Raw genomic sequence first — 20,421 nt, 5'->3', positions numbered from 1 at the left:
CTCTGAATCTAGCCCTGAGCGCCCGCCACGCGAAGCTTGTGTCCTGTCGGCAACTGGTTATGGACGAAGTCCATCGCCAGGTCCCATCGGACTGCGTCGCCGGGCATGACAGATCTCCTTGATCTTTTGTCGAGGGCAACCTGGTCGGAGCGACGGGAACAGTAGTGATAAGTCGAGCGGTCGAACTCAAGAGTGTCACAGGCTCTGCGGATCGACACCTGCCACTCGCCGCAGACCTCGTCGACCAGCTTGCTTCCCGGCCAGGCTTCATAACTTTCGGCGGATCACGTCCTGCAGCATCTCCTAGTCGAGCGACTGGTCCGCCATCAGCTTCTTCAGCTTGCCGTTCTTCTCCTCGAGCTGCTTCAACCGCCGCATCTCAGTCGGCAGCAGTCCGTCATACTCCTTCTTCCCCTTAAAGTAGGTCGCCGCACTGATCCGGCCCTGCGGCAGATTTCGGTAACCAGCACACCTGTCGGCGCCATGCTTGAGAATGAACGCCTTCTGGGGCGTCCGAAAACCTCGAGGCCTTCATCGTTCTTCGCTCCGCCCAGCGATGCGAAAAACTCTAAAACCTATCTCAAAATTGCCGTAACAGGATCAGCAGACAGCAGGACGAAGTTTTGCGGATAGGACTCCCACTGGACCAGCATAGGCGTCGTCGCACTGTATCCAAGCGAAGAAGCGTTCGACCAGCCAACGCCGATTCGAATCCAATGGTCTGAGCGGAGACACGTGTCGAAGCAAGCCTGCTAGGTCAGTCGGGCTCTAACTCTAACTGCAGGAAATAGGCAGTGGCGGGTCGCGACCTCTTAGAGGGGCGCCCCGACACCAAGACTCCCATGATTACAGCACACACAACGTAAATGGCGGCTGAAGCGCGCTAGCCAGCTCGCGCGTCAAGTTCAGCGGTCAATCGAGCAACAGCATTCGATATTTTGATGCCGGTCAATCCAAAACTATCGAGAGCATCAACGTATGGAAGGTTGCTCGGATATTTCGAGGAACCCGAGAATGGCAAGTGTCTAACGCTATCGATGCCATGCTGAACCAGCATTTCCGAAACGATGCTGGCTAGTCCACCGACTCTTCCGTGCTCTTCCACGGTGACGAGTATATCCGTCGTCTCGAGCGCAGTGAGAAGCGTTGTTTCGTCAAACGGCCACACGCAAACTGCATTTAGAACGCTGCAGCTGATGTTTTTGTTGTTCAGCAAATCAGCCGCGTCGATAGCGGCGAAAACACTACGGCCAGTGCTCACAATTGTCACGCGGTGTCCACGCCTTAGTATCTGCAGGCGGCCTAAATCGGAGTTCTCTCCGCCATGTTCTCTCATGGTTGTCGACAAGAAAGGGCTTTCCACCCGGACATAAGCAAATCCGCGCTCCACAAATAGACGATCGACAATATTGTGCATATCCACGTAGCTACTCGGGCAGTAAATGGACACATTATTTAGCGTGCGCATGATCGAAATATCTTCGTGAGGCACATGGGTGTGCGCCTGAAACGTGTGGTAGAGACCAGACCACAGGCCTACGACTTTGACATCGTAATTTTCATGTGACAGGACCGTGCGGATCTGCTCGTAAGCCCTCATCGTCGTGAACGATGCTATCCCCACGACAAGCACTTTGCGCCCGCAACTAGCCAGCCCAGCAGCCACACTAGCCGCACATTGCTCCATTACCCCGAGTTCAAGAAAATAAGCCGGATATTCAGTTTCTATTTGCCCGACTTGCGACGACTTCTTTGAATCGACGGAAATAAGCGTGAAGGCATTTCCGGCCTTCGCTTTCTCTATGAGCGCAGCTGTGAACGCGGAACGAAGATCGAGAGATTGACTCGACATGGTATGCGTTATCCTGACTGAACTTGAACCGACCTAGCCGGTCACCCACCAACACTGCGCTCGACGTCTAGGCGGCTGTGTAATTGGCCCTGCTTGAAGTCTGAAGCGCGGCCCACATCATCCAGCAAGCCGAGCCTCAAGACGAACGAACATGGCATGGCCTTCCGCAGAAAGAAGTCCCGCGAAACATGTGAGTATCTTACACGGGGCCGACGACAGACACCCGATGCCTCCCTTACCGAGTTAACCAGCGAATCGATACGCTCTAAGTTGCATTGTAGCACTGACACGTACTGAATACCTTTCCGGCCCGTTACGGACCGCCTGTCGACGTGAACGCCTCCAGCTCTTTGAGAGCTGCACTGTACTCCGCCTCAGAGGGAATTCGGGAGTGCCAGTCAACTGAATTCTCCATAAAGGAGATGCCGCGCCCCTTGATCGTATGCGCAATCAGAATTTGTGGAGATGCGGATGTTTCAGCGTTTGATCTGGCGTGGTTGAGCGCGTGTACGATCTCCGATATCGAGTGTCCATCTACTTCTTGCACATCCCAGCCGAATGATTTCCATTTCTCAGTCACAGGCTCAAGAGCCATTATTGATTCTGTTGGGCCGCCGACCTGGAATCGATTTCGGTTTATGATAACTAGTAGATTGCTCAGCTTGAGGTGAGGGCCAGCTAAGGCTGCTTCCCAGATTGATCCCTCATTCATTTCTCCATCGCCAATAAGCACGACAGTCAAGTAGGATTGACCAAACCACTTTGCGTATAATGCGGCTCCAATTCCGAACGCGATTCCGTTTCCAAGAGATCCGCCCGTCATCTCAACGCCGGTTATGCCAATTGTTGGAAGCATAGTGAGTTCTGAATCGCGCACGAGAAACCGCTCTAGCGAAAATGGCGGCAAGAACCCGCGATGCTCCATTACTCCAAAGAGCGCCACTGCAGCTTGGCAAGAACTTAAAATGAAACGATCTCTATTGGGGTCGTCTGGTTTCCGCGGATCGACGTGTAGAAAGCGAAAGAACAGGCAATAGAGGATTTCGATTAGCGAAAGGCAGGAGCCAATATGCCCGCCACGGGCATTTCGGATGGTGCTTAGAGTGCGAGCCCGAAGTGAGGCGCAGATCAACTGATCCTCACTCTGCACTTTCGTGGCCGACGGGAGTGTCGTTACTGTTTTGGCGGGCACGGTCTGCTCCATACGTTCAATGGCTTGCAGGTTAACGCGTGGACAAATATTCACAATTAGCGCGCCCCACCACCTACCAACTCTGGTGTTTGATTTAGATGACCAAGCGTGTGACACAGGGTTAATCAACGCAACTCCTCCTCTCCTCTGCAGCATCGAGCGCAAGCGGCGCGCCGTCGAGACCTGCCGAAAGCTTGGTGCCTGTTGAGCGGCTGCGTCGGACACTCTAAGGAGGCGTGATGTGCAACGATCCACCCAAGCTCTTCAATTTCCGACCTGTCCGATCATGCTGAGCTGTGATCGTGGACCACCAGGCGCGGGGTACGCCATCGATGAACACCGAGACAACTTCGGCGCGAGCCCTCGGCCGACGAGTCCAACGAATTGGTGGCATCGTCGAGGGCTTCGATCATCTCGAGATGGCTGATGACGACTTGCACCGATTGGCGACTATTGATGTAGAGCTTAGAGAACAAATTGGAAGTTTTGTTTTGCCGACCCGAAAGCCATGTCGAACCGATTGGCGATGTCTCGAGAGCGCGCGGCACCGGTCGGCGCCGGAGAAGTGGCGGGCCAAGTTGGATATCTTGTTGGCTCAGCGTGTTAAGACAGCATTGCCGTATGTCGCGCTCAGACCTAGGACCCGATCGCCGCGCAGACGACGGTGACGCAGCATGCCTCGCAGATATCGTCGCGACCTGACGAGCAGAGCTGCGCCGATGACCCGCGGCTCGACCAAACTCTTTCGTTAAGAACTAGTCCCCTTTTCGATAAGAACAAGACTGGAGAAGGCCATGTATTCAGCAACAGTCTGGCTGCCGTCTCTCACACTCGCCACGGCTGGAGGCTGGCTCGCGGCCACGATGTTGGTCGGACCGACCACCAGCAAGGAGCCGCGTTTTCCGCTGCTCACAATGGATCAGCTCAATGAGCAACAGAAACCGCTCGGTGAGCAGATCATGAAGGTGTCGAGCGTCGGCCTCGGCGGGCCATACAATCCGATGCTCCGCAGTCCCGTGCTCGGCCAACGGCTGTTCGGTCTGTTCTACTATTTGCGTTGGCGGACCTCGGTACCAATTAGGCTCAACGAGTTCGCAATCCTGATCATCAGCCGGCAGTGGCTCTCGCAGGTCGAGTGGTTCGCACATGCGCCGCTCGCAGCCAAGGCCGGCTTGTCCAGTAAGGTCATAGTTGAGCTGAAGGCCGGCAATCGCCCATCGAACATGGCCGAGGATGAATCGGTCGTGTACGACTTTGTCACTGAGCTCACCATGACCAGGAAGGTGTCAGATGAAACCTACGCTCGGGCGAAGGAGATCTTCGACGATCAGCAGATCGTCGATCTCACCGCGGTCGCCGGCAGCTACGTGATGGTCGCGATGATGCTGGCGATGGCGGAAGAGACCGTGCCATCAGACAAGGAGGAGCCCTTCAAGCTCGGGGAGATGTAGTCGGACCGCGGCCGTAGCGGCATCGGTGGGTTTGCGCCATCTGCTTCCGCCGATCTTGATCGCGCGATGTCAGCCCGCATGCAAAGGTAGGTGCGGGGGCGAGTCAGCTATGTAGAAAAACGCCGAGCTACAAGGGTCGGCTAGCCAGCAAGAGGCACTGACCTTGATGCGGTGCTATAAATGTGAGTCCAAACGAGGTAGAAACTATGCCCCAGAAAGTGCGCGAAGCTCGCTGGTATCGCTCCATGCTCTACATCCCTGGAAATAAGCTCGACTGGATGTTAAAGGCGCCGAAATATGGAGCGGATGCTCTGATGTTCGATCTCGAAGACTCAGTCGAGCTTTCTCAGAAATCGGTGGCTCGCAACGCGGTCGCAGCAGCTATCAGGGAACTAAGCGCCGGCTCCTTCGGACGCTTCGTGAGACTCAATAGGTGGCGGACGGGTTGCCTGTTAGATGACCTCAATGCGGTTGTGATCGATGGCCTCGACGGGGTCGCGCTTGCTAAGACTGAAACTCCGGAAGATATTGCGGCTTTAGACCTTGTGCTTGGGGAGTTGGAGAGAGCGCGGGGTTTGCCGGTCGGTCGAATCGAGATTTGCGCGCACGCTGAAACTGCACTGGCTATTTACAAGCTCTACGATATCTGCATGGCCTCTCAGAGGATCAAACGGACCGGTGGCGCTGGCGGCCCAACCCCTGGCGGAGACGCGGCTCGTTCCTTGGGCGTGCAGCTCAATGATGCGACCGATGAGGGGAGTTACTTTGGAGTCTATTCCCTTCTGCAAGCTCGCGCTGCTGGGATTATGCAGGTTGAAGGCGCTATGGCATCGACAGTGGATGACCTAGAGTTGGTGCGGCGAGTGGGTGAAAGATCGAAGCGCATGGGCGCATCGTTTGCGGCGGCGATCCACCCTAGCCACATCCCAATCATCAATGAGATCTACTCGCCATCACAGGATGAGATTGATGAGGCATGTAAGATCGTGTCCATCATGGCGGAGGCCGCTGCTCGCGGCGAGGGCGCGGTTCGATATAAGTCAACGATGCTCGACTATGCGAGCGTTCGGACCGCCATGGACGTTCTAAAAATGGCTCAGGCAGCCGGAATTGATGTAGGCAACGTTCCAAAACTCGAGTTGCCACCGCTTTGAAGGGCGTGGCTGCGGTCGAAGATAGAACCTGACGCGTCACAAATCGCCTTCCGGCTTGGTCGGCCATTGCAATGCGGTCTTCCGGTGAGTGTTTCCGGGTGGGCTCGCATTGCTCGTCCGTCAACCGAACCATCGTTCTCTTATAGCCAATCGACTCTGATCTTCGATTTTGGGATAGGTTCTAGCAACTCAATGACCCAACGAACTCGCCAACTCAAGTGAGGCCAACGACCGCTGATCATTGGCTGGCTTCTAACAGCAATACAACGGCTGTCGTGTTCGGAATACGACCAACATTGCGGTGAGAGTTCTCTTCAAAGCGAATCAGGAGCTTAGCGGACTTGCACATCAGTGGCACGGGCGTTGCTATTCAAGCGAGCAACACTGCGGGGAAACGGGCAGGATAGCCAAGCGAGGATGTAGAGAAGGCGAGTAGAGCGGCTGCGCATTTCTTACAATCCAATAACGGAGAACAATATGCGTTCGGTGAGAGGAACCTCCTGTTGCAGGACTACCATCGAAAAAATCGAGCTCCTTGCGGGACGCCGCGATCGGAAAGGACTCGCAGGACTCCCGATTATCTCGCAGCTTCCCTTGGGGGCGATGTTCCCGGCCCGGCGGATCATGCCGGAGAAAGGAGCGAATCCCTCCCGTCCAGCTCTGCCGAACGGCTTCCAGTTCAGTTCTGTGTTGATAACAATTTGCCTTGATGGAGAGGTGTCCTCGGCCTGATTTTACGCGCGTCTTGAAGCGCACCGACCTTTATAATCCGTTATGGAACTCGTTGACTCGTTGACTGGAGTGTCCGATGAATCTCGAATTTACAGCGAAAGAGCAGGCATTTCGCGCAGAGGTGCAGCAATTCCTGCGGAACAACGTGCCGCCGGAGATGCGGCGCAAGCTTGCGGAAGGCTGGCATTTGTCCAAAGACGAAATGATCGCCTGGTGGCGTACACTTAATAAGAAAGGCTGGGGGACTAGCCACTGGCCGAAGGAATATGGCGGCACCGGCTGGAATTCGGTGCAGCACTATATCTTCAACGAGGAGCTTCAAATGTATCCGGTACCGGCGCCGCTCTCCTTCGGAGTTTCCATGGTCGGCCCGGTTATCTACACCTTCGGCAATGAGGAACAAAAGAAATACTACCTGCCGCGCATCGCAAATGTTGACGACTGGTGGTGTCAGGGTTTTTCCGAGCCGGGCGCGGGCTCTGACCTAGCTTCGCTCAAGACCAAAGCCGAGCACAAGGGTGACAAGTGGATCATCAACGGCCAGAAGACCTGGACCACGCTTGCCCAACACGCCGACATGATCTTCTGCCTCTGCCGGACCGATCCAACTGCGAAGAAGCAGATGGGCATCTCGTTCATCGTATTCAGCATGAAGTCGAAGGGCGTCACCGTACGTCCGATCCAGACCATCGACGGCGGTCACGAGGTCAACGAGGTCTTCCTCGACGACGTTGAGGTGCCCTACGAAAACCTGATCGGCGAGAAGAACAAGGGTTGGGATTACGCAAAATTCCTTCTCGGCAATGAGCGCACCGGTATTGCGCGGGTCGGTGTCTCCAAGGAGCGTCTCCGCCATATCAAGGAGCTCGCATCCAAGGTCGAGTCCAGCGGTCGGCCGATTATCCAAGATCCCGCTTTCCGCGAGAAGCTGGCGGCCTGCGAAATCGAGCTAAAGGCGCTGGAACTGACGCAGCTCCGCGTTGTGGCCGATGAAGGTAAGCACGGCAAGAGCAAACCCAACCCGGCCTCCTCCATTCTGAAGATCAAGGGCTCGGAGATCCAGCAAGCGACAACGGAACTTCTGATGGCGGTCATCGGCCCATTCGCTGGACCTTATGACGAGCATCCGGACAGCTCGAACGAAGCCAAGGATTGGAGAGCCTCGATCGCGCCGAGCTATTTCAACAATCGAAAGGTCTCGATCTACGGCGGCTCCAACGAGATCCAGCGCAACATCATCGCCAAGGCGTTGCTGGGATTGTGAGCTCTCTCCGCATCTTTTGCGTGGAAGCGCGGCGAGGTGGGGGCTTCTCTTCTCGCTGGCTAGTTCACGAGAGCGGCAATCTCTCGCCGGATTTGCTTCGCAAATCGAATTCTCCCCGCAGGCGGAGAAGGATGATGAGTGCGCCCAACAGCACAGAGTTGCTACTTGAGGAATCTGAAATGAACTTTGACCTGACCGAGGAGCAGCAGCTGCTCAAGGAAAGCATTGAAGGCCTCCTGGCTGATGCCTACAATTTCGAGAGCCGCAAGAAGTACATGAAGGAGAACGGCGGGTGGAGCAGAGCGATCTGGAGCGTGCTAGCCGAACAAGGCCTATTGGGCCTGCCATTTGGGGAAGCGGATGGTGGCTTCGGCGGCGGCGGCTTCGAGACCATGATCGTGATGGATGCGCTCGGCAAGTCGCTAGTGCTGGAGCCATATCTCGTAACAGTCGTAATCGGCGGCGGCTTCCTGCGACACGCCGGTTCGGATGCGCAGAAAGCCGCGCATCTGCCAGGCATTATCGACGGCAGCAAAACCTTTGCGTTCGGCCAGCTCGAGAAGAATTCGCGCTACGACCTGTTCGATGTCATGACGACCGCGAAGATGAAGGGCGACGGCTGGGTCATCGATGGCGAAAAGTGCGTGGTAACAAACGGTGAGAACGCGGACGCGCTGATCATTACAGCGCGCACACATGGCGCTCGACGCGATACACGGGGTGTCGGTGTCTTCCTCGTGCCCGCCAACGCCAAAAACATCTCAAAAGCGAGTTATCCAACCCAGGACGGCCTGCATGCTGCCGATATTGTCCTAACCGGTGTTGAGGTTGGCCCGGAGGCGGCTATCGGCGACCCCGATAATGGTCTGCCGCTGATTGAGCGCGTGGTTGATGAGACCCGCGCCGCACTCTGCGCCGAAGCGGTCGGTGTTATGGACGAATCCCTGAAGACTACCGTCGAATACCTGAAAACTCGCAAGCAGTTCGGGGTGGCGATCGGGTCCTTTCAGAGCCTGCACCACCGTGCCGCGGACATGTTCGTTGCGCTCGAACAAGCGCGGTCGATGTCGATGCTTGCCGCCATGGCCACCTACCTCGATGATCCCGCCGAAAGAGCGAAATCGATTGCCGCGGCAAAAGTGCAGATCGGAAGAAGCGGAAGATTCATTGGCCAGCAATCGATCCAACTGCATGGCGGTATCGGCATGACTATGGAAGCTAAGATTGGCCACTATTTTAAGCGGCTAACCATGATCGAGAATTCCTTTGGCGACGCCGACTATCACCTCCGCCGAGTCAGTGAGCGCAGCGCACTGGTCTGATCTGTGTTGGTCGAGGCAACAGCTACGCAGCGACAATCATGCTCTGTCTCCGCAAGAGACGGAGCTGGACAAGATCGTCTTAAGCGAAAATAGTGTTGCGGGGCCCTATACGTACCGACCGCGTTGCTTAAGAGACAATTTGCTTCGATCGATCACTGATTTGGCTTTGCAGCCACGGCGAAGCAATGCAACGCGCCGCTGTATCCTCTAGTCACTGACGCGTGAAAAAAGAAACGATGTTGCTCCGCCAGCGCGCGGCTCTCGTGGGGACTCCAGACACGGTTTTTCCTTGTCTCGATCCTCTGTGGCGCGAGCTGCTCGGCAGTCTCTTGATCGATTGTTCTCAACGATACCTGTAATCCACGGCAAAGTCGTGGCACGGTCACTTCGATCGCGGGCCGTGTGTGCAGGAGACGCCCTGGGTTTTGTTGGGTTAATCCAAAGCGGCATCCTCGCTCATGATGGCCGCGTTCACATCGTGCCGGAGCATTCGTTTTGTTCATCCTGACAATGACGGAGGAGCACAAGGCCTGATTGCGCACCGTCTAGCCTACCAAGGAAGGTCGCCGGCTCTGCCGGGGAGGCAGCAGAAGTTTGACATTTCAGGCAGTCGTCCATCGACGAAACTCGCGACTCGTGAGCCACCACGTGCACGAGAAGGAACTTCGCGATGGACGATTACGAGAGCCTAAGCCACAGCAAATGGGAGTGCAAATATCACGTGGTCTTCATTCAAGCGCCGCAGGAAGAAGTTTTATGGGGAGTTGAGGCGGCATCTTGGGGACGTGTTCCGGAGATTGGCCATGCAGAAGGAGTACAAGGTCGAGGAGGGGCGTTTGATGCCGGATCATATTCGCATGATGATTTCGGTCCCACCCAGCGCGATCTTTGGCTTCAGTACCGCATCGATCTTGCGTCTCGTCTTCGTCTTCATTATGCGCTCCGAACGGTGCAGCCCCTTCCAACTAAGCACATGGTCTCAAATTCGGGGTCCTTTCATCAGCTTGAGGACCCCCGGACTAGCGTGTCGTGTGATGCTCGCTAAGGATTTAACGGGTTACAGAGTTTGTGCCGGTGAGTATCTGAACTCGCGTTGCGTTCTACGCAGCGTCCGGTAGGCCATTGTGATTGCTCTCCTGATCGTTTTGGGGCTTATGAGTTGCTGGATGCACAAGCTACCGAAAGTTCGCACCGAACATTCAGTGCGGTGTCGAGATCAAGTATGTCTACCGCCGACCATCGGATTTGCGAGGTGTTGTCGGGCTTAAGATACCGCTTGTGCAAAAGCGTTACAATCCGTGCTCTCGCACTTGGCACGAAGCTTGAAGAGATTGTCTGCCACACATGACTTGCACATGGTTTGCATGGTTGCTCAAGGAGTTGGGTGATCACTCACAAGATTATTGCTTCTCAGTTTACCCGTGGGTTGGGTGTAAAGGCAGCGCGAAAGTCCGTATCAGCCGGCTATCGCTGCTCCAGCGGTAGAGGATTCTACGGAACAAGAACACTCCGCCAAAACAAAAACAGGCAGCATGATTTCCACAGACAAGCCCACTGAGACCAAGCCATTGTCAGCTTTGCGACCTGGTGTCGTGGGACAGAGGGCTCGCCATCACTTCGCTGTCGAGCTCAGCGAAATCGCGAAACTTGCTTTACCGATGGTGGTGACGCAGCTCGGCCAGGTCGCAATGATGACGACCGACCTTGCGTTTATCGGTCGCATCGACGCCGAGGCGGTCGCCGCGGCAGCGCTGGCCGGTAGGGTCTATTTTGTTGGCATCACCTTGGGCATGGGTCTGTTAGTGGCGAGCGCATCCTTTGCAGCGCAGGCGTTTGGGGCGGATAACCTAAATGTGGTACGGCGCTCGTTGCGCATGGGACTATGGACGGCGCTACTGCTATCGCTTCCGATCACGACAATTCAGCTGCATGGCGAACAAATACTGCTGGCTTTTGGCCAGCCGCCCGACGCGGCGCGGCTCGCCCAGCAATACCTTTCCGGAATGGCCTGGGGCGCGGCGCCGGTGCTTTTGTTCCTGGCAATCCGTGCTTTCATGAGCGCGGTCAATCGGCCGGAGCCGGTGTTGTGGATCACGCTCACGGCCATCCCGGTGAACGTCTTATTGGTTTATCTCCTGATCTTTGGGAAGCTCGGACTGCCCCGACTTGAGCTGTTCGGAGCGGGTCTTGCGACCACACTAGTGAACTACGCGACGTTTTTGGCCGGTTTGTGGTTCACCACAATGTGTCGCCCATTCCGCGACTATCACGCGCTTGCGCAGTTCTGGCGCTTCGATTGGCCGCTAATGCGGCAATTGATTGTGATCGGGACCCCACTCACGATGACCCTTCTAATGGAGTGCGGAATTTCGTCTGCGGCTGCACTCCTCATGGGCCTAATCAGCACCAAGGCTCTTGCCGCCAATCTGGTCTCATTTCAAGTTGCCACGATACTGTTTATGATACCTTCCGGCATAAGCATGGCGGCGACCGTGCGCGTTGCCCATGCGGTCGGCCGTACTGACGGTCTCGGCATCATGCGAGCAGGTCTGGCCGCGATGCTCCTGGGTGTCTTAATCATTGCAGTGCTGACCGTTGCGGTTATTGCCGCGCGTTTTGAGATCGCCGAGTTTTTTCTGGGCGATTCAGTCGACGATGTCGACACAACGATCGCACTCGCTGCACACCTCCTTTTTGTCAACGCAAGCGCATTCATCTCTGCTGCAGTGTACACCATCGCGTCCGGCAATTTGCGCGGACTGAATGACACCCGGGTACCGCTTCTATTTGCGGGCATCGCAATTTGTCTGTTCGGCTTTTCCCTCGGTTATCTGCTTGGCTTAAAGCTCGGCCTAGGCGCCACTGGTGTCGGGATTGGCTTATCAATCGGATCGGCCACCTATGCGGCGCTTCTTGTCTCGCGTTTCCAGTTGCTGGCGAGCAGGCTTGCGCTTGAACGCCGACATGCGGATAGAGGAGTTTAAACGACTACCTGATACGTGATTTGTGCTGCGCCACGGACGTAGATGCAATTCTGTACGAGTATGCAAACGCGAGAAGCATGCCCTCCGACTCTGGTGCTGTCACAACGTCCGAGTACCGGGCCTCGGTGCATTGATGCCGAACTGACGCATTGAACATACTCGAAAGCTATTGGAGCAAAGCGTACAACCCATGAAGATCACAGGCGTTCACACCCACATCCTTCAAGCGGCGCTGTCGCAACCTTTTGCCTCTTCGCGTGCCTGGTATGATACGCGCACCGCGATGCTGGTCGAGATCGAGACGGACCAGGGTATCATCGGCTGGGGCGAGTGCTACGGCCCGGCACGGATGACCGCAGCCGTGGTCGATAGCATTGCGCCATGGATCATCGGCAAGGATCCGCTGCGTACAGATTATCTGTGGCGGATGATCTATGCAGGCTTGCGGGATCACGGCCAGAAGGGTGTTGTCATCCAGGGCTTGAGCGGCATCGATATCGCGCTATGGGACATCAAGGGCAAATGCTTTGGCGTTCCTGTGCAACAGCTGCTCGGCGGTGCGCAGCGGACTGAAATCGGCACGTACGCGACTGGCCTGCTTCGGCGACGAGCGGACGATCCGATTCGGTATCTCGCCGAGGAGGCGGCGGGCTACGTCGCGGAAGGATTTCCCGCGGTGAAGCTCAAGATCGGCTTCGGTGTGGAGGAGGATGCGGTCACGATTCGCGTCGTGCGCGAAGCGATCGGACCGACTGTGAAGCTGATGGTGGACGCGAATCATGCGTACGATAGTGTCGCTGCAATCCGTCTGGGACGCATGATCGAGCATCACGACATCGACTGGTTCGAGGAGCCGGTGCCACCGGAGAATATTGCCGGCTATCGGGCGGTGAAGACGGCACTATCCATTCCGATCGCCGGTGGTGAATGCGAGTTTACCCGCTTTGGCTTTCGTGAGCTGTTCGTGTCTCGCGCGCTCGATATCGCGCAGCCCGATATCTGCGCGGCCGGCGGACTTTCCGAATGCAAGAAGATCGCCGACATGGCGGAAGTGTTCGGCGTCCGTTTTAACCCACATGTCTGGGGTACCGGCATTGCCATCGCTGCGTCGCTGCATCTCCTTGCCGTTCTGCCATCGCACACGCCGCCCTCCCTCAATCCCATTGAGCCGATCTTGGAGTTCGACCGCACCGAGTTCCCGATTCGGCAAGCGATTCTCGCCAAGCCGATAGAGCATACCCGAGGCATCGTCCGCGTACCCGAGGGAGTGGGGCTCGGCATCGAAGTCGACCGCAAGGCATTGGTCCGATTTGCGGCGCAATGATCGGTCATCGCCATGCGACCAAGATGCTGCGGCTTCTTCTTCCGCGCGACAGCGCCACGAGGCCGCGCTTCCGGAAACCGTCCATTGTCATCAAGGGCCCGCAGGTCGTCATCCTGGTCAGCGTTGGACGTCACTACGGCAGCACATGCTGGGTGCGACCCGTCCCGTCGTGTGGCAGGGACCACAATTGTCGCGCTACTCGCCGATGCAGTCGACGAAACCGTCATGACCGCAGAGTTTTAGGTAACCTTGCTCGGTGTTCGGCGCGGCTAGAAGTATGGACGCGATATCGGCCATAACTGATGATGAGGGGACTACCGTTGATACAAGACAGCATCAGTGGTTGAGCCTAAGGTAAAGCGGCGGAACTCGGAGAGGAGCGATACCTGCGGCGCTCCTGCGCTCCTGTCTATATCCTTGCCAGCCGCCGCGGGCTGTTCCGCACCGGAAGAAGGCTCCGCGGTGCTCTGCGGTTCGCAAGATAGATTGCCTCGGTTTTCCAACCTGAGAGCCAAGAATCGAAGTCGGCCAGTTCGCACCGGTGTGTCTTCGGAGGGAGGCGCTCGCTGAGGCTACCGGTATTCTGAATTCGATCGGCAATACCTATCTTGAGTGTGTGCTATCGAGAAGACTAGGTGTTCAGTCCCGAGGTCAAGTTGATGGGATCGATCCTGAAACGGTCTGGCTCGTCCGTCCATACCTTGCAGATAGCTTCGTAGGGTGTGAGGCCGCGTAGGGTCTTAAGGCGCCTTGCGAAGTTGTAGGCGTCAAGGAACGCGGCGAGGTGATCTTCTAGCTGCCGGTGGGTCTCGTAGTGGTATCGCCGGACGGTGGCTTCCTTGAGTGTGCGGTTCATCCTCTCAACCTGGGCGTTGGTCCAGGGGTGATTGGGTTTGGTCAGGCGATGCTCGATGCCGTGTTCCTGGCAGGCCCGATCGAAGGGGTGACCGCGCCACCTGGCGGTGAAGCCATCACGGTTCTTGGGCAGGTCGGCGAATTGGATGCCGCTGTCGATCAGCACGGTGTGGATCTAGTAACGGACGGCGGCCACCAGCTCGTCGAGGAAGGCCCTGGCCGCCGCACCCGTGGCCTTCCTCACCAGCCGAGCAAAGGCGTACTCGCTGGTCCGGTCCACGGCCACGAAGGCGGCTGATCCCGTGGCGTTGCAGGCAGCGGTGCAAGGACGAGCGCGTGAGATGCGGGATCGTTGCCTGCAGTTCTGCAGTGCGTAGAGACAGTCATCCAGAGGCAGCAACGTGTGCTTGCGGAAGGCGACGATCATCGCCTCCTCCGCGGTCGAGAGTAAGCGGCAAGGAGACCTTTCAATTACCCATAATTTTTGCCTCGATCGCAGCTCCCCGTTCGATGTCGGTCAGCCGCGATAGTCCGCGCCAGATCATGGTATTTCCTGGAGGCGGATCGTTGGCTCGGGCCAAATATCCTCCGAGCCGCGCGATCTTGACGACATAGTGCGAGAGCGTGCTTCGTCGAGAGCAGTCGCCACCCCTGTCTTTCACCAAATGATCAAGAAGCCTGATTTCGGGATCTGTCAGCGCGGTTTGCGGTAGGGTATTGGGCGAGGAGCGATTGAGCATCGTCATCCAGAAGACGCGCCAACTCACAATGCAGAAGACCGCGATCAGATTGACCAGACGCTCAGCAGTTCGCAATTTTGAGTCCTCTGCTTTGCAGCCAGATTTGAGGATCTTATGGAAGACTTCGATCTTCCACCTCAAGGCATACCATTCGATCTTATTGATGGCGTCCTTGCGCGATTGGACCGGGAGATCGGTGAGGAGCTTCCACTCGATTTTCTTTCGCCGCTTCGGCCTTCCCCGCTCCTGAGCGTGGATCACGGTCAGAGTGAGTGCGGGATATTTCGTCTGTTTGCCGATCGGCGGCAGGACGCGTATCTTGCGGTACCTGATCTCAAGAACGGCGTCGTCGGGATCGCCTTTGTCGTCCTTGACCTTGATCCGATGTAGACCCTTGATCGTCACCTCGTCCATTTCGTCGGCAATTGTATGATTGCCGTCCCCGGCAAGCCGATCAACACAGGTTCGCACCAGGAAATGCGTTCCGACCTCCTCGGCCAGGCAAAACAGCTCATAGATGTCGCTCTCGCGATCACCAATATGAACGCATCGTCCAGGAGCAGCGAGAAGGTCGGTCGATTGCCGTAAATTCTCGAGCCAGCGGATGCTCTCCTTCTGCTCGATCGGCACCCGTGTCGGATTGATCTTTCGCTTCAGCGCCGTCGTCCCCTTGAACTTCTTGCGGGTCCAGAACTTGATTGCCGACAGTCCGAGCGGAAGCCCCTCGGTCGTCACGGCGAGACTCGAATGCATCAGGATGCCGCACTGTGTGCGTCCTGCCGTCTTGCCCGTAAAGCCGATCAGATCCGGCTTCTCGCGCTTGAAGCTGAATTCCGTCGTGTCATGGAGGACGAGGATCGGTCCCTCCGTCGCCGCTACGCGCCCGCGCGTCGCCTCGAAATGACCGCAAAGAATATCCGCCTCATTGACCCGCTCGTTGGAGAAGAAGCGATAGGCGGCCTTTGTGTTGGCCCAGTCCTGACAAACCAACGGGATGCTTTGACCCATGTCGCTCCCGACTTGTGCGAGCAATTTGCAGAACCGGCGACCAAGCCGCTCATCTTTAAACTCGCATCCCGCAGCTTCTCGATCAACCCACGTCGCGATACCGGTCGTCAATCGCTGAGCACGCGTCTCCGCGCGTTCCTTCACCAACCCCATCGAGCACCCCACTTCCGAATCAGGTGCTCAACAATGAATCACAACAGATTCTGCCGATTCAAGATTTCGCCCGCCGCGCCTCGCTCAAATCCGAGTCAAATGTGGGTAATTGAAAGCAAGGAGACCCCGTCTGGCGGAGGGGGTGAACGATCGGCTATCGGCTGCTAAGTTTGTGAGCCGATGTGAGCTTCTATGTCTGCGCCTAGTTCTGGAACTAGAACCTTCCATATGATCGAAGCGGTCGCCGACCGTCTTGAGGGAGCGCCGCGGCAGCTTCGCCGACGCTGGTCGGACGAGTTTAAGGCCCAAGTCGTGATGGAGGCGCTGGAGCCTGGCGCGAGCGTCTCGGCGATCGCCCGCCGGATCGGCATTCACCCGTCGCAGCTGTTCGCCTGGCGCCGTGACGCTCGGGCCGAGCGGCGGCGTTATCGCTCACGGCACTCGAGTTGCGAGGGTGTGGTGGCGCCTGTGGCAGGCGCGGTGATCGAGATTGCCATTGGCGAGGTGATCGTGCGCGCCGGCGTGGACGTCGACGAGGCGCAGTTGCAGCGGGTGATCCGGGCGGTCCGTTCGGCATGATCCCCTCCGGCGTGAAGGTGTTCCTGGCGAGCCATCCAGTCGACTTCCGCAAGGGTATCGATGGCCTTGTTGCGCTGGTGCGCGATGCCGGCTCAGATCCGTTCTTATGTGTCGGACGAGATTATGTGGCGGAGGCGCTCTAACGCCAGCCCGGGCCGGCCACGGCTGGATTCCTCCGCCACATAATATTTCGTGCCCCTCGTGGCGACGCGGGATCCCCCTGCGCCGTAACGCCGGAGGGGCACAATGCTCGAGTTCTATTTTTCGTACCGCGGGGTGCTTAAACGCCTTCGTGACGGGGCGCTCGGCGCCGAGATGGATCGCATCGCGGGGCACTTTTTCTCGCTCGGTTACAAGCAAGCATCCGCTAAGCTTTATCTGAGCCGGATCGCGCGGTTCGGCCGTTTTGCTGCAGCACATTGCGGTTCACGGCCGATCGGCGAAGCTATCGTCGATAGCTATCTATGCACATTCACCACGGACTCACCACGGATTGCGGCAGTGTCTGCGATCCAACACGCGCGACGGGTGGCGCCCGAACGATTCATTGCTTCGACGCCCATTGTAGTCGATGATCCGGACGCTCCGCTTTTGCGCTCCTTTTCTCACTATCTGAGCAGGGTACGAGGCCTTGAGCCAAGGGTCCCGCGATGGCGTTCTCTTGGGCGCACGGCGCTTTCTGGATTGGCTCCACCATCGCCATCCTGGCCAAGACCTCGAGGCGTTGACGGCAGAGCATGTCCTTGCCGCTGTCGAGTATCGGCTGTCGCTCTCGGCGACCTCCGGCACTCGCACGGCGGCGATCTCTCACATCCGAACGTTTCTCCGCTTTCTGCATTGGGGTGGTCACCACGAGCAGGATCTGGCTCCCATCGTTCCAAGAACGCCATATTGGCGACTGGCCCATTTAACGCCCCGGCTTTCGTGGGATGATGTTCGCCGCGCCATCGATGCGATCGGCAAGGTGACGCCGATCGACCTTCGCGATCGAGCTGTTCTGTTGTTGCTCGCCACCACAGGCATTCGCAACGGCGAGCTACGCGCTCTTCAGCTCCGGGATATCGACTGGCGAGCTGGTGAGTTTTTTGTCCGGCGCACCAAGGGCAAGCGTGACCGAGTGGCCCCGCTCATCGAGGAGACCGGCGCCGCGCTCGCCGACTATATCCTGCGGGCTAGACCGAAGGTCGATAGTAAGCATCTGTTCCTGTCCTTCACGCCGCCCGTGGGACCATTCAAGTACGCGTCGTCTGTTTCAAGGATCGTGCGGAGGCGGTTGCAGCATGGTGGGATCGAGCTCGGTCGCGTCGGAGGCGCACATCTCCTGCGCCACAGTCTAGCCACCCAGCTCGTCGGGCGACGAAGGCCGATCAACGAGGTCGCCGATCTTCTAGGGCACCGAAGCATCAACACAACGGCGCTGTACGTGAAGGTCGCGGCCTCGCAGCTCGCTGAGGTCGCGCTCCCCTTTCCGGGAGGCGCCGCATGACTGCCTTCGCCGCATTCCTCGGCGACAAGGTCGAGCGCTACATCGAGCTGCGCCGCTCCCTCGGCTACGCCTTCAACAAGCAAGCCGGCACGCTGCGGGCTTTCGTTCGCTACGTCGAGCAATCTCAGCTGGGTGCGCCCGCCACCCGGACGATGGCGCTGGACTTCGTCCTATCGTTCGGTGGCGCCGCCGACAGCCGCGCGGTCCGTCACGGCGTGCTCCGCCGATTCTACGAGTACCTGGTCCTCTACGCCCCCCAGACCGAGGTCTTGGAGCGCAAAGCTTTCCCGCGGTCCAGGGCGATTCCGCCGCCGCGCATCCTAAGTGAGGCTGAGCTGACGTCGCTTATCGACGCATGCAGCCTCATTTCGCCAGGGAACCCTCTCAGGGGCCGTACGATGGCGACGCTAATCGGATTGTTGGCCAGCACGGGATTACGATCGGGCGAAGCGGTCAGCCTTGATCGCGGCGACGTCGATCTGACCAACGGGATCGTCCTCGTCCGTAAAACCAAGTTCCGTAAAGACCGCCTGATTCCTGTTCACCCAACGACCCAGGCAGCCCTTCGTCGATACGCCCGTGAGCGCGACACCGTGTTTCCCAGGCCCAAAGGCGAGGCCTTCTTCCTCAGCTCGCGAGGCTGCCGTCTGTCGGCGACCGGCCTGCAAAGCAACTTCGCTAAGGTCCGCAAGCTCGCGGGTCTTGACAATGGCAAGCCTCTGCGACCGCACGATCTCCGGCACCGGTTCGCGGTGACCAGGCTCAGGCTGTGGCACCAACAGCGCGCAGACGTCCAAGCGCTGCTGCCCTTACTCGCCACCTACCTCGGCCACGCCAACTATAGCGACACAGCCTACTACCTCACCGGCTCGTCGGATCTCCTCGCCATCGCGGCTGAGCGCGCCTTCCTCGACGGAGGCGCGGCATGAACGAACACCTCCTGCTGGCGCCGCTCCTGGAGTCGTACTTTCGTCGCCGGTTGACCAAGCAGCGCAACGCGACCTCCGCGACCTTAGCCAGCTATCGCGATGCCTTGCGCATGCTGATCCTCTTTGCCGCCGCCCATTTGGGGAAGAAGCCGGCGGCGCTGGCCCTTGAGGATCTCGATCGGGACCTTGTTCTCGCCTTTCTTGACGAGCTTGAGGAGAAGCGGAACAACTCCGTCGCAACGCGCAACGCCCGATTAGCCGCGATCCGATCCTTCTTCCATCACGTCGCTGCCGCCGATCCCGCCTCGTTCGGCGTCGCCCAACGGGTTCTGACGATCCCCACCAAACGGGCCCACATCGAGGTGACGCATCATCTCACCAACGCCGAGGTGGAGGCCATCATCGCAGCCCCTGATCAGACGACGCCCCGCGGCCGGCGCGACCGGGCCTTTCTGCTCTTCTTGGCGAGAACCGGCGCTCGCGTGTCCGAAGCGACTGGCGTCAACGCGAACGACCTTCAGTTGGAGCGAGGACGCCCGCAGGTGCTGCTTCATGGCAAAGGACGCCGAGATCGCGTCGTTCCCATTCCTAAGGATCTGGTGCGATCGCTGACGGACCTATTGAGCGAACGCGGTCTCGCCAATCATGAACCGCGGCCGATCTTCGTCGGGGTTCACAACGAGCGCCTGACGCGTTTCGGCGCGACACACATCGTGCGGCGTGCCGCCTCCCAGGCCGGGTCCACGAGGCCAAGCTTGGAGGGCAAGCCGATATCGCCGCACATCTTCCGGCATTCCCTCGCCATGAAGCTTCTCCGGTCAGGTGTGGACCTCCTGACGATCCAGGCTTGGCTTGGCCATGCTCAGGTCGCCACAACCCACCGATACGCCGCTGCGGATGTCGAGATGATGCGCCGGGGACTTGAGAACGCGGGCGTCTCAGGCGACCGCAGCGCGCGCTTCCGGCCGAACGACACCATCCTGCAGCTGCTGGCCAACATCTGATTATTATGTGGCGGAGAAACCCTGAGTGGCCGGCCCGGGCTGGCGTTAGAGCGCCTCCGCCACATAATCTCGTCCGACACATAAGAACGGTTATGTTGCACGCAACATAACCGTTCGACGGTGCGCTTTATGTGTTCCGCGCCAAAAGAGCCGACCGAATAAAGATCGTATGGTGGGATGGCTCCGGCGTGTGCCTCTATTTAAAACGGCTTGAGAAGGCGAGGTTCTGCTGGCCGCGGATCGGGCATCATCGGGTGCAGCTGAATGCTGCGCAGTTGATGGCACTGGTGGATGGGATGGACTGGAAGCGGGTCCGGACCGCGGCGGTCAAGCCGCCGGAGATTGTTGGGTAAAAGCACTGCGGCGAAGTGAATCAGCGGCCTGAAAGGGCA

14 protein-coding genes and 4 pseudogenes are annotated in these 20,421 nt (G+C 58.0%); 13 read left to right on the top strand and 5 right to left on the bottom strand.

Annotated features, from left to right (window positions below; translation table 11 throughout):
* Nucleotides 1-116 precede the first annotated feature (116 nt).
* The 3 genes and pseudogenes from ACVIYL_RS44215 to ACVIYL_RS44205 all read right to left on the bottom strand — a co-directional run.
* Nucleotides 117-535 (bottom strand): annotated as a pseudogene (locus tag ACVIYL_RS44215) (transposase); the annotation flags it as partial.
* A 348-nt stretch (nucleotides 536-883) separates the two neighbouring features.
* A complete protein-coding gene (locus tag ACVIYL_RS44210; protein WP_456781667.1) occupies nucleotides 884-1,852 on the bottom strand; it encodes a transketolase C-terminal domain-containing protein in 969 nt (322 codons plus the stop codon).
* A 313-nt stretch (nucleotides 1,853-2,165) separates the two neighbouring features.
* Complete coding sequence (locus ACVIYL_RS44205) at nucleotides 2,166-3,044, bottom strand: transketolase (protein ID WP_456781666.1); 879 nt, start codon at nucleotides 3,042-3,044, stop codon at nucleotides 2,166-2,168.
* A gap of 794 nt (nucleotides 3,045-3,838) precedes the next feature.
* On the opposite strand from ACVIYL_RS44205, the gene ACVIYL_RS44200 reads away from it, so the two are divergent.
* The 7 genes and pseudogenes from ACVIYL_RS44200 to ACVIYL_RS44170 all read left to right on the top strand — a co-directional run bounded on the left by ACVIYL_RS44200 (nucleotide 3,839) and on the right by ACVIYL_RS44170 (nucleotide 13,275).
* Nucleotides 3,839-4,495 carry a carboxymuconolactone decarboxylase family protein gene (locus ACVIYL_RS44200; protein WP_456781665.1) on the top strand — a complete coding sequence of 219 codons (657 nt, stop codon included), beginning with the start codon at nucleotides 3,839-3,841 and terminating at the stop codon, nucleotides 4,493-4,495.
* 206 nt (nucleotides 4,496-4,701) lie between these two features.
* The gene (locus tag ACVIYL_RS44195; RefSeq protein WP_456781664.1) at nucleotides 4,702-5,649 is read left to right on the top strand and encodes an HpcH/HpaI aldolase/citrate lyase family protein; all 948 of its coding nucleotides are present in this window, start codon (nucleotides 4,702-4,704) and stop codon (nucleotides 5,647-5,649) included.
* An 808-nt stretch (nucleotides 5,650-6,457) separates the two neighbouring features.
* Entirely contained in the window at nucleotides 6,458-7,645 is a 1,188-nt protein-coding gene (gene pimC, locus ACVIYL_RS44190; protein WP_456781663.1) for a pimeloyl-CoA dehydrogenase large subunit, read from the top strand.
* A 179-nt stretch (nucleotides 7,646-7,824) separates the two neighbouring features.
* Complete coding sequence (pimD, locus tag ACVIYL_RS44185) at nucleotides 7,825-8,967, top strand: pimeloyl-CoA dehydrogenase small subunit (RefSeq protein WP_456781969.1); 1,143 nt, start codon at nucleotides 7,825-7,827, stop codon at nucleotides 8,965-8,967.
* Nucleotides 8,968-9,637: 670 nt separating this feature from the next.
* Nucleotides 9,638-9,845 (top strand): annotated as a pseudogene (gene tnpA / locus ACVIYL_RS44180) (IS200/IS605 family transposase); the annotation flags it as partial.
* 654 nt (nucleotides 9,846-10,499) lie between these two features.
* The gene (locus ACVIYL_RS44175) at nucleotides 10,500-11,951 is read left to right on the top strand and encodes an MATE family efflux transporter (protein ID WP_456781662.1); all 1,452 of its coding nucleotides are present in this window, start codon (nucleotides 10,500-10,502) and stop codon (nucleotides 11,949-11,951) included.
* 190 nt (nucleotides 11,952-12,141) lie between these two features.
* Nucleotides 12,142-13,275 (top strand): mandelate racemase/muconate lactonizing enzyme family protein, encoded by a 1,134-nt coding sequence (locus ACVIYL_RS44170; RefSeq protein WP_456781661.1) that lies wholly within the window; start codon nucleotides 12,142-12,144, stop codon nucleotides 13,273-13,275.
* 631 nt (nucleotides 13,276-13,906) lie between these two features.
* Here the strand turns inward: ACVIYL_RS44170 and ACVIYL_RS44165 are convergent.
* Nucleotides 13,907-14,581 (bottom strand): annotated as a pseudogene (locus ACVIYL_RS44165) (integrase core domain-containing protein); the annotation flags it as partial.
* A 16-nt stretch (nucleotides 14,582-14,597) separates the two neighbouring features.
* Nucleotides 14,598-16,031 (bottom strand): IS4 family transposase, encoded by a 1,434-nt coding sequence (locus ACVIYL_RS44160; protein WP_456779677.1) that lies wholly within the window; start codon nucleotides 16,029-16,031, stop codon nucleotides 14,598-14,600.
* Between the two features lie 228 nt (nucleotides 16,032-16,259).
* Between ACVIYL_RS44160 and ACVIYL_RS44155 the strand changes: the two genes are divergently transcribed.
* The 6 genes and pseudogenes from ACVIYL_RS44155 to tnpB (ACVIYL_RS44130) form a co-directional block, all read left to right on the top strand.
* Nucleotides 16,260-16,610, top strand: a complete 351-nt coding sequence (locus ACVIYL_RS44155; protein WP_253606702.1) for a transposase — start codon at nucleotides 16,260-16,262, stop codon at nucleotides 16,608-16,610.
* Nucleotides 16,607-16,753, top strand: a complete 147-nt coding sequence (gene tnpB / locus ACVIYL_RS44150; protein ID WP_076824769.1) for an IS66 family insertion sequence element accessory protein TnpB — start codon at nucleotides 16,607-16,609, stop codon at nucleotides 16,751-16,753. Before ACVIYL_RS44155 ends, tnpB (ACVIYL_RS44150) begins: the two co-directional genes overlap by 4 nt.
* A gap of 488 nt (nucleotides 16,754-17,241) precedes the next feature.
* Nucleotides 17,242-18,096, top strand: coding sequence for a site-specific integrase (locus ACVIYL_RS44145; RefSeq protein ID WP_456781660.1), 855 nt, complete (start codon nucleotides 17,242-17,244; stop codon nucleotides 18,094-18,096).
* Nucleotides 18,093-19,025, top strand: coding sequence for a tyrosine-type recombinase/integrase (locus ACVIYL_RS44140; protein WP_456777324.1), 933 nt, complete (start codon nucleotides 18,093-18,095; stop codon nucleotides 19,023-19,025). Before ACVIYL_RS44145 ends, ACVIYL_RS44140 begins: the two co-directional genes overlap by 4 nt.
* Nucleotides 19,022-20,029, top strand: a complete 1,008-nt coding sequence (locus ACVIYL_RS44135; protein ID WP_456777323.1) for a tyrosine-type recombinase/integrase — start codon at nucleotides 19,022-19,024, stop codon at nucleotides 20,027-20,029. Before ACVIYL_RS44140 ends, ACVIYL_RS44135 begins: the two co-directional genes overlap by 4 nt.
* 122 nt (nucleotides 20,030-20,151) lie before the next feature.
* Nucleotides 20,152-20,382, top strand: a pseudogene (gene tnpB / locus ACVIYL_RS44130) (IS66 family insertion sequence element accessory protein TnpB); the annotation flags it as partial.
* Between the last annotated feature and the right edge of the window lie 39 nt (nucleotides 20,383-20,421).

Source organism: Bradyrhizobium sp. USDA 3315 (assembly GCF_054056795.1).
The sequence above is the reverse complement of the archived record's forward strand: the minus strand, read 5'-3'. Positions and strand labels throughout refer to the sequence as shown.

Bases quoted from the DNA above. Each gene is read 5' to 3' on its own strand.
- ACVIYL_RS44210 (WP_456781667.1), bottom strand. From the start codon at position 1,852: ATGTCGAGTCAATCTCTCGATCTTCGTTCCGCGTTCACAGCTGCGCTC.
- ACVIYL_RS44200 (WP_456781665.1), top strand. From the start codon at position 3,839: ATGTATTCAGCAACAGTCTGGCTGCCGTCTCTCACACTCGCCACGGCT.
- ACVIYL_RS44195 (WP_456781664.1), top strand. From the start codon at position 4,702: ATGCCCCAGAAAGTGCGCGAAGCTCGCTGGTATCGCTCCATGCTCTAC.
- pimC (WP_456781663.1), top strand. From the start codon at position 6,458: ATGAATCTCGAATTTACAGCGAAAGAGCAGGCATTTCGCGCAGAGGTG.
- pimD (WP_456781969.1), top strand. From the start codon at position 7,825: ATGAACTTTGACCTGACCGAGGAGCAGCAGCTGCTCAAGGAAAGCATT.
- ACVIYL_RS44175 (WP_456781662.1), top strand. From the start codon at position 10,500: ATGATTTCCACAGACAAGCCCACTGAGACCAAGCCATTGTCAGCTTTG.
- ACVIYL_RS44170 (WP_456781661.1), top strand. From the start codon at position 12,142: ATGAAGATCACAGGCGTTCACACCCACATCCTTCAAGCGGCGCTGTCG.
- ACVIYL_RS44160 (WP_456779677.1), bottom strand. From the start codon at position 16,031: ATGGGGTTGGTGAAGGAACGCGCGGAGACGCGTGCTCAGCGATTGACG.
- ACVIYL_RS44155 (WP_253606702.1), top strand. From the start codon at position 16,260: ATGATCGAAGCGGTCGCCGACCGTCTTGAGGGAGCGCCGCGGCAGCTT.
- tnpB (WP_076824769.1), top strand. From the start codon at position 16,607: ATGATCCCCTCCGGCGTGAAGGTGTTCCTGGCGAGCCATCCAGTCGAC.
- ACVIYL_RS44140 (WP_456777324.1), top strand. From the start codon at position 18,093: ATGACTGCCTTCGCCGCATTCCTCGGCGACAAGGTCGAGCGCTACATC.
- ACVIYL_RS44135 (WP_456777323.1), top strand. From the start codon at position 19,022: ATGAACGAACACCTCCTGCTGGCGCCGCTCCTGGAGTCGTACTTTCGT.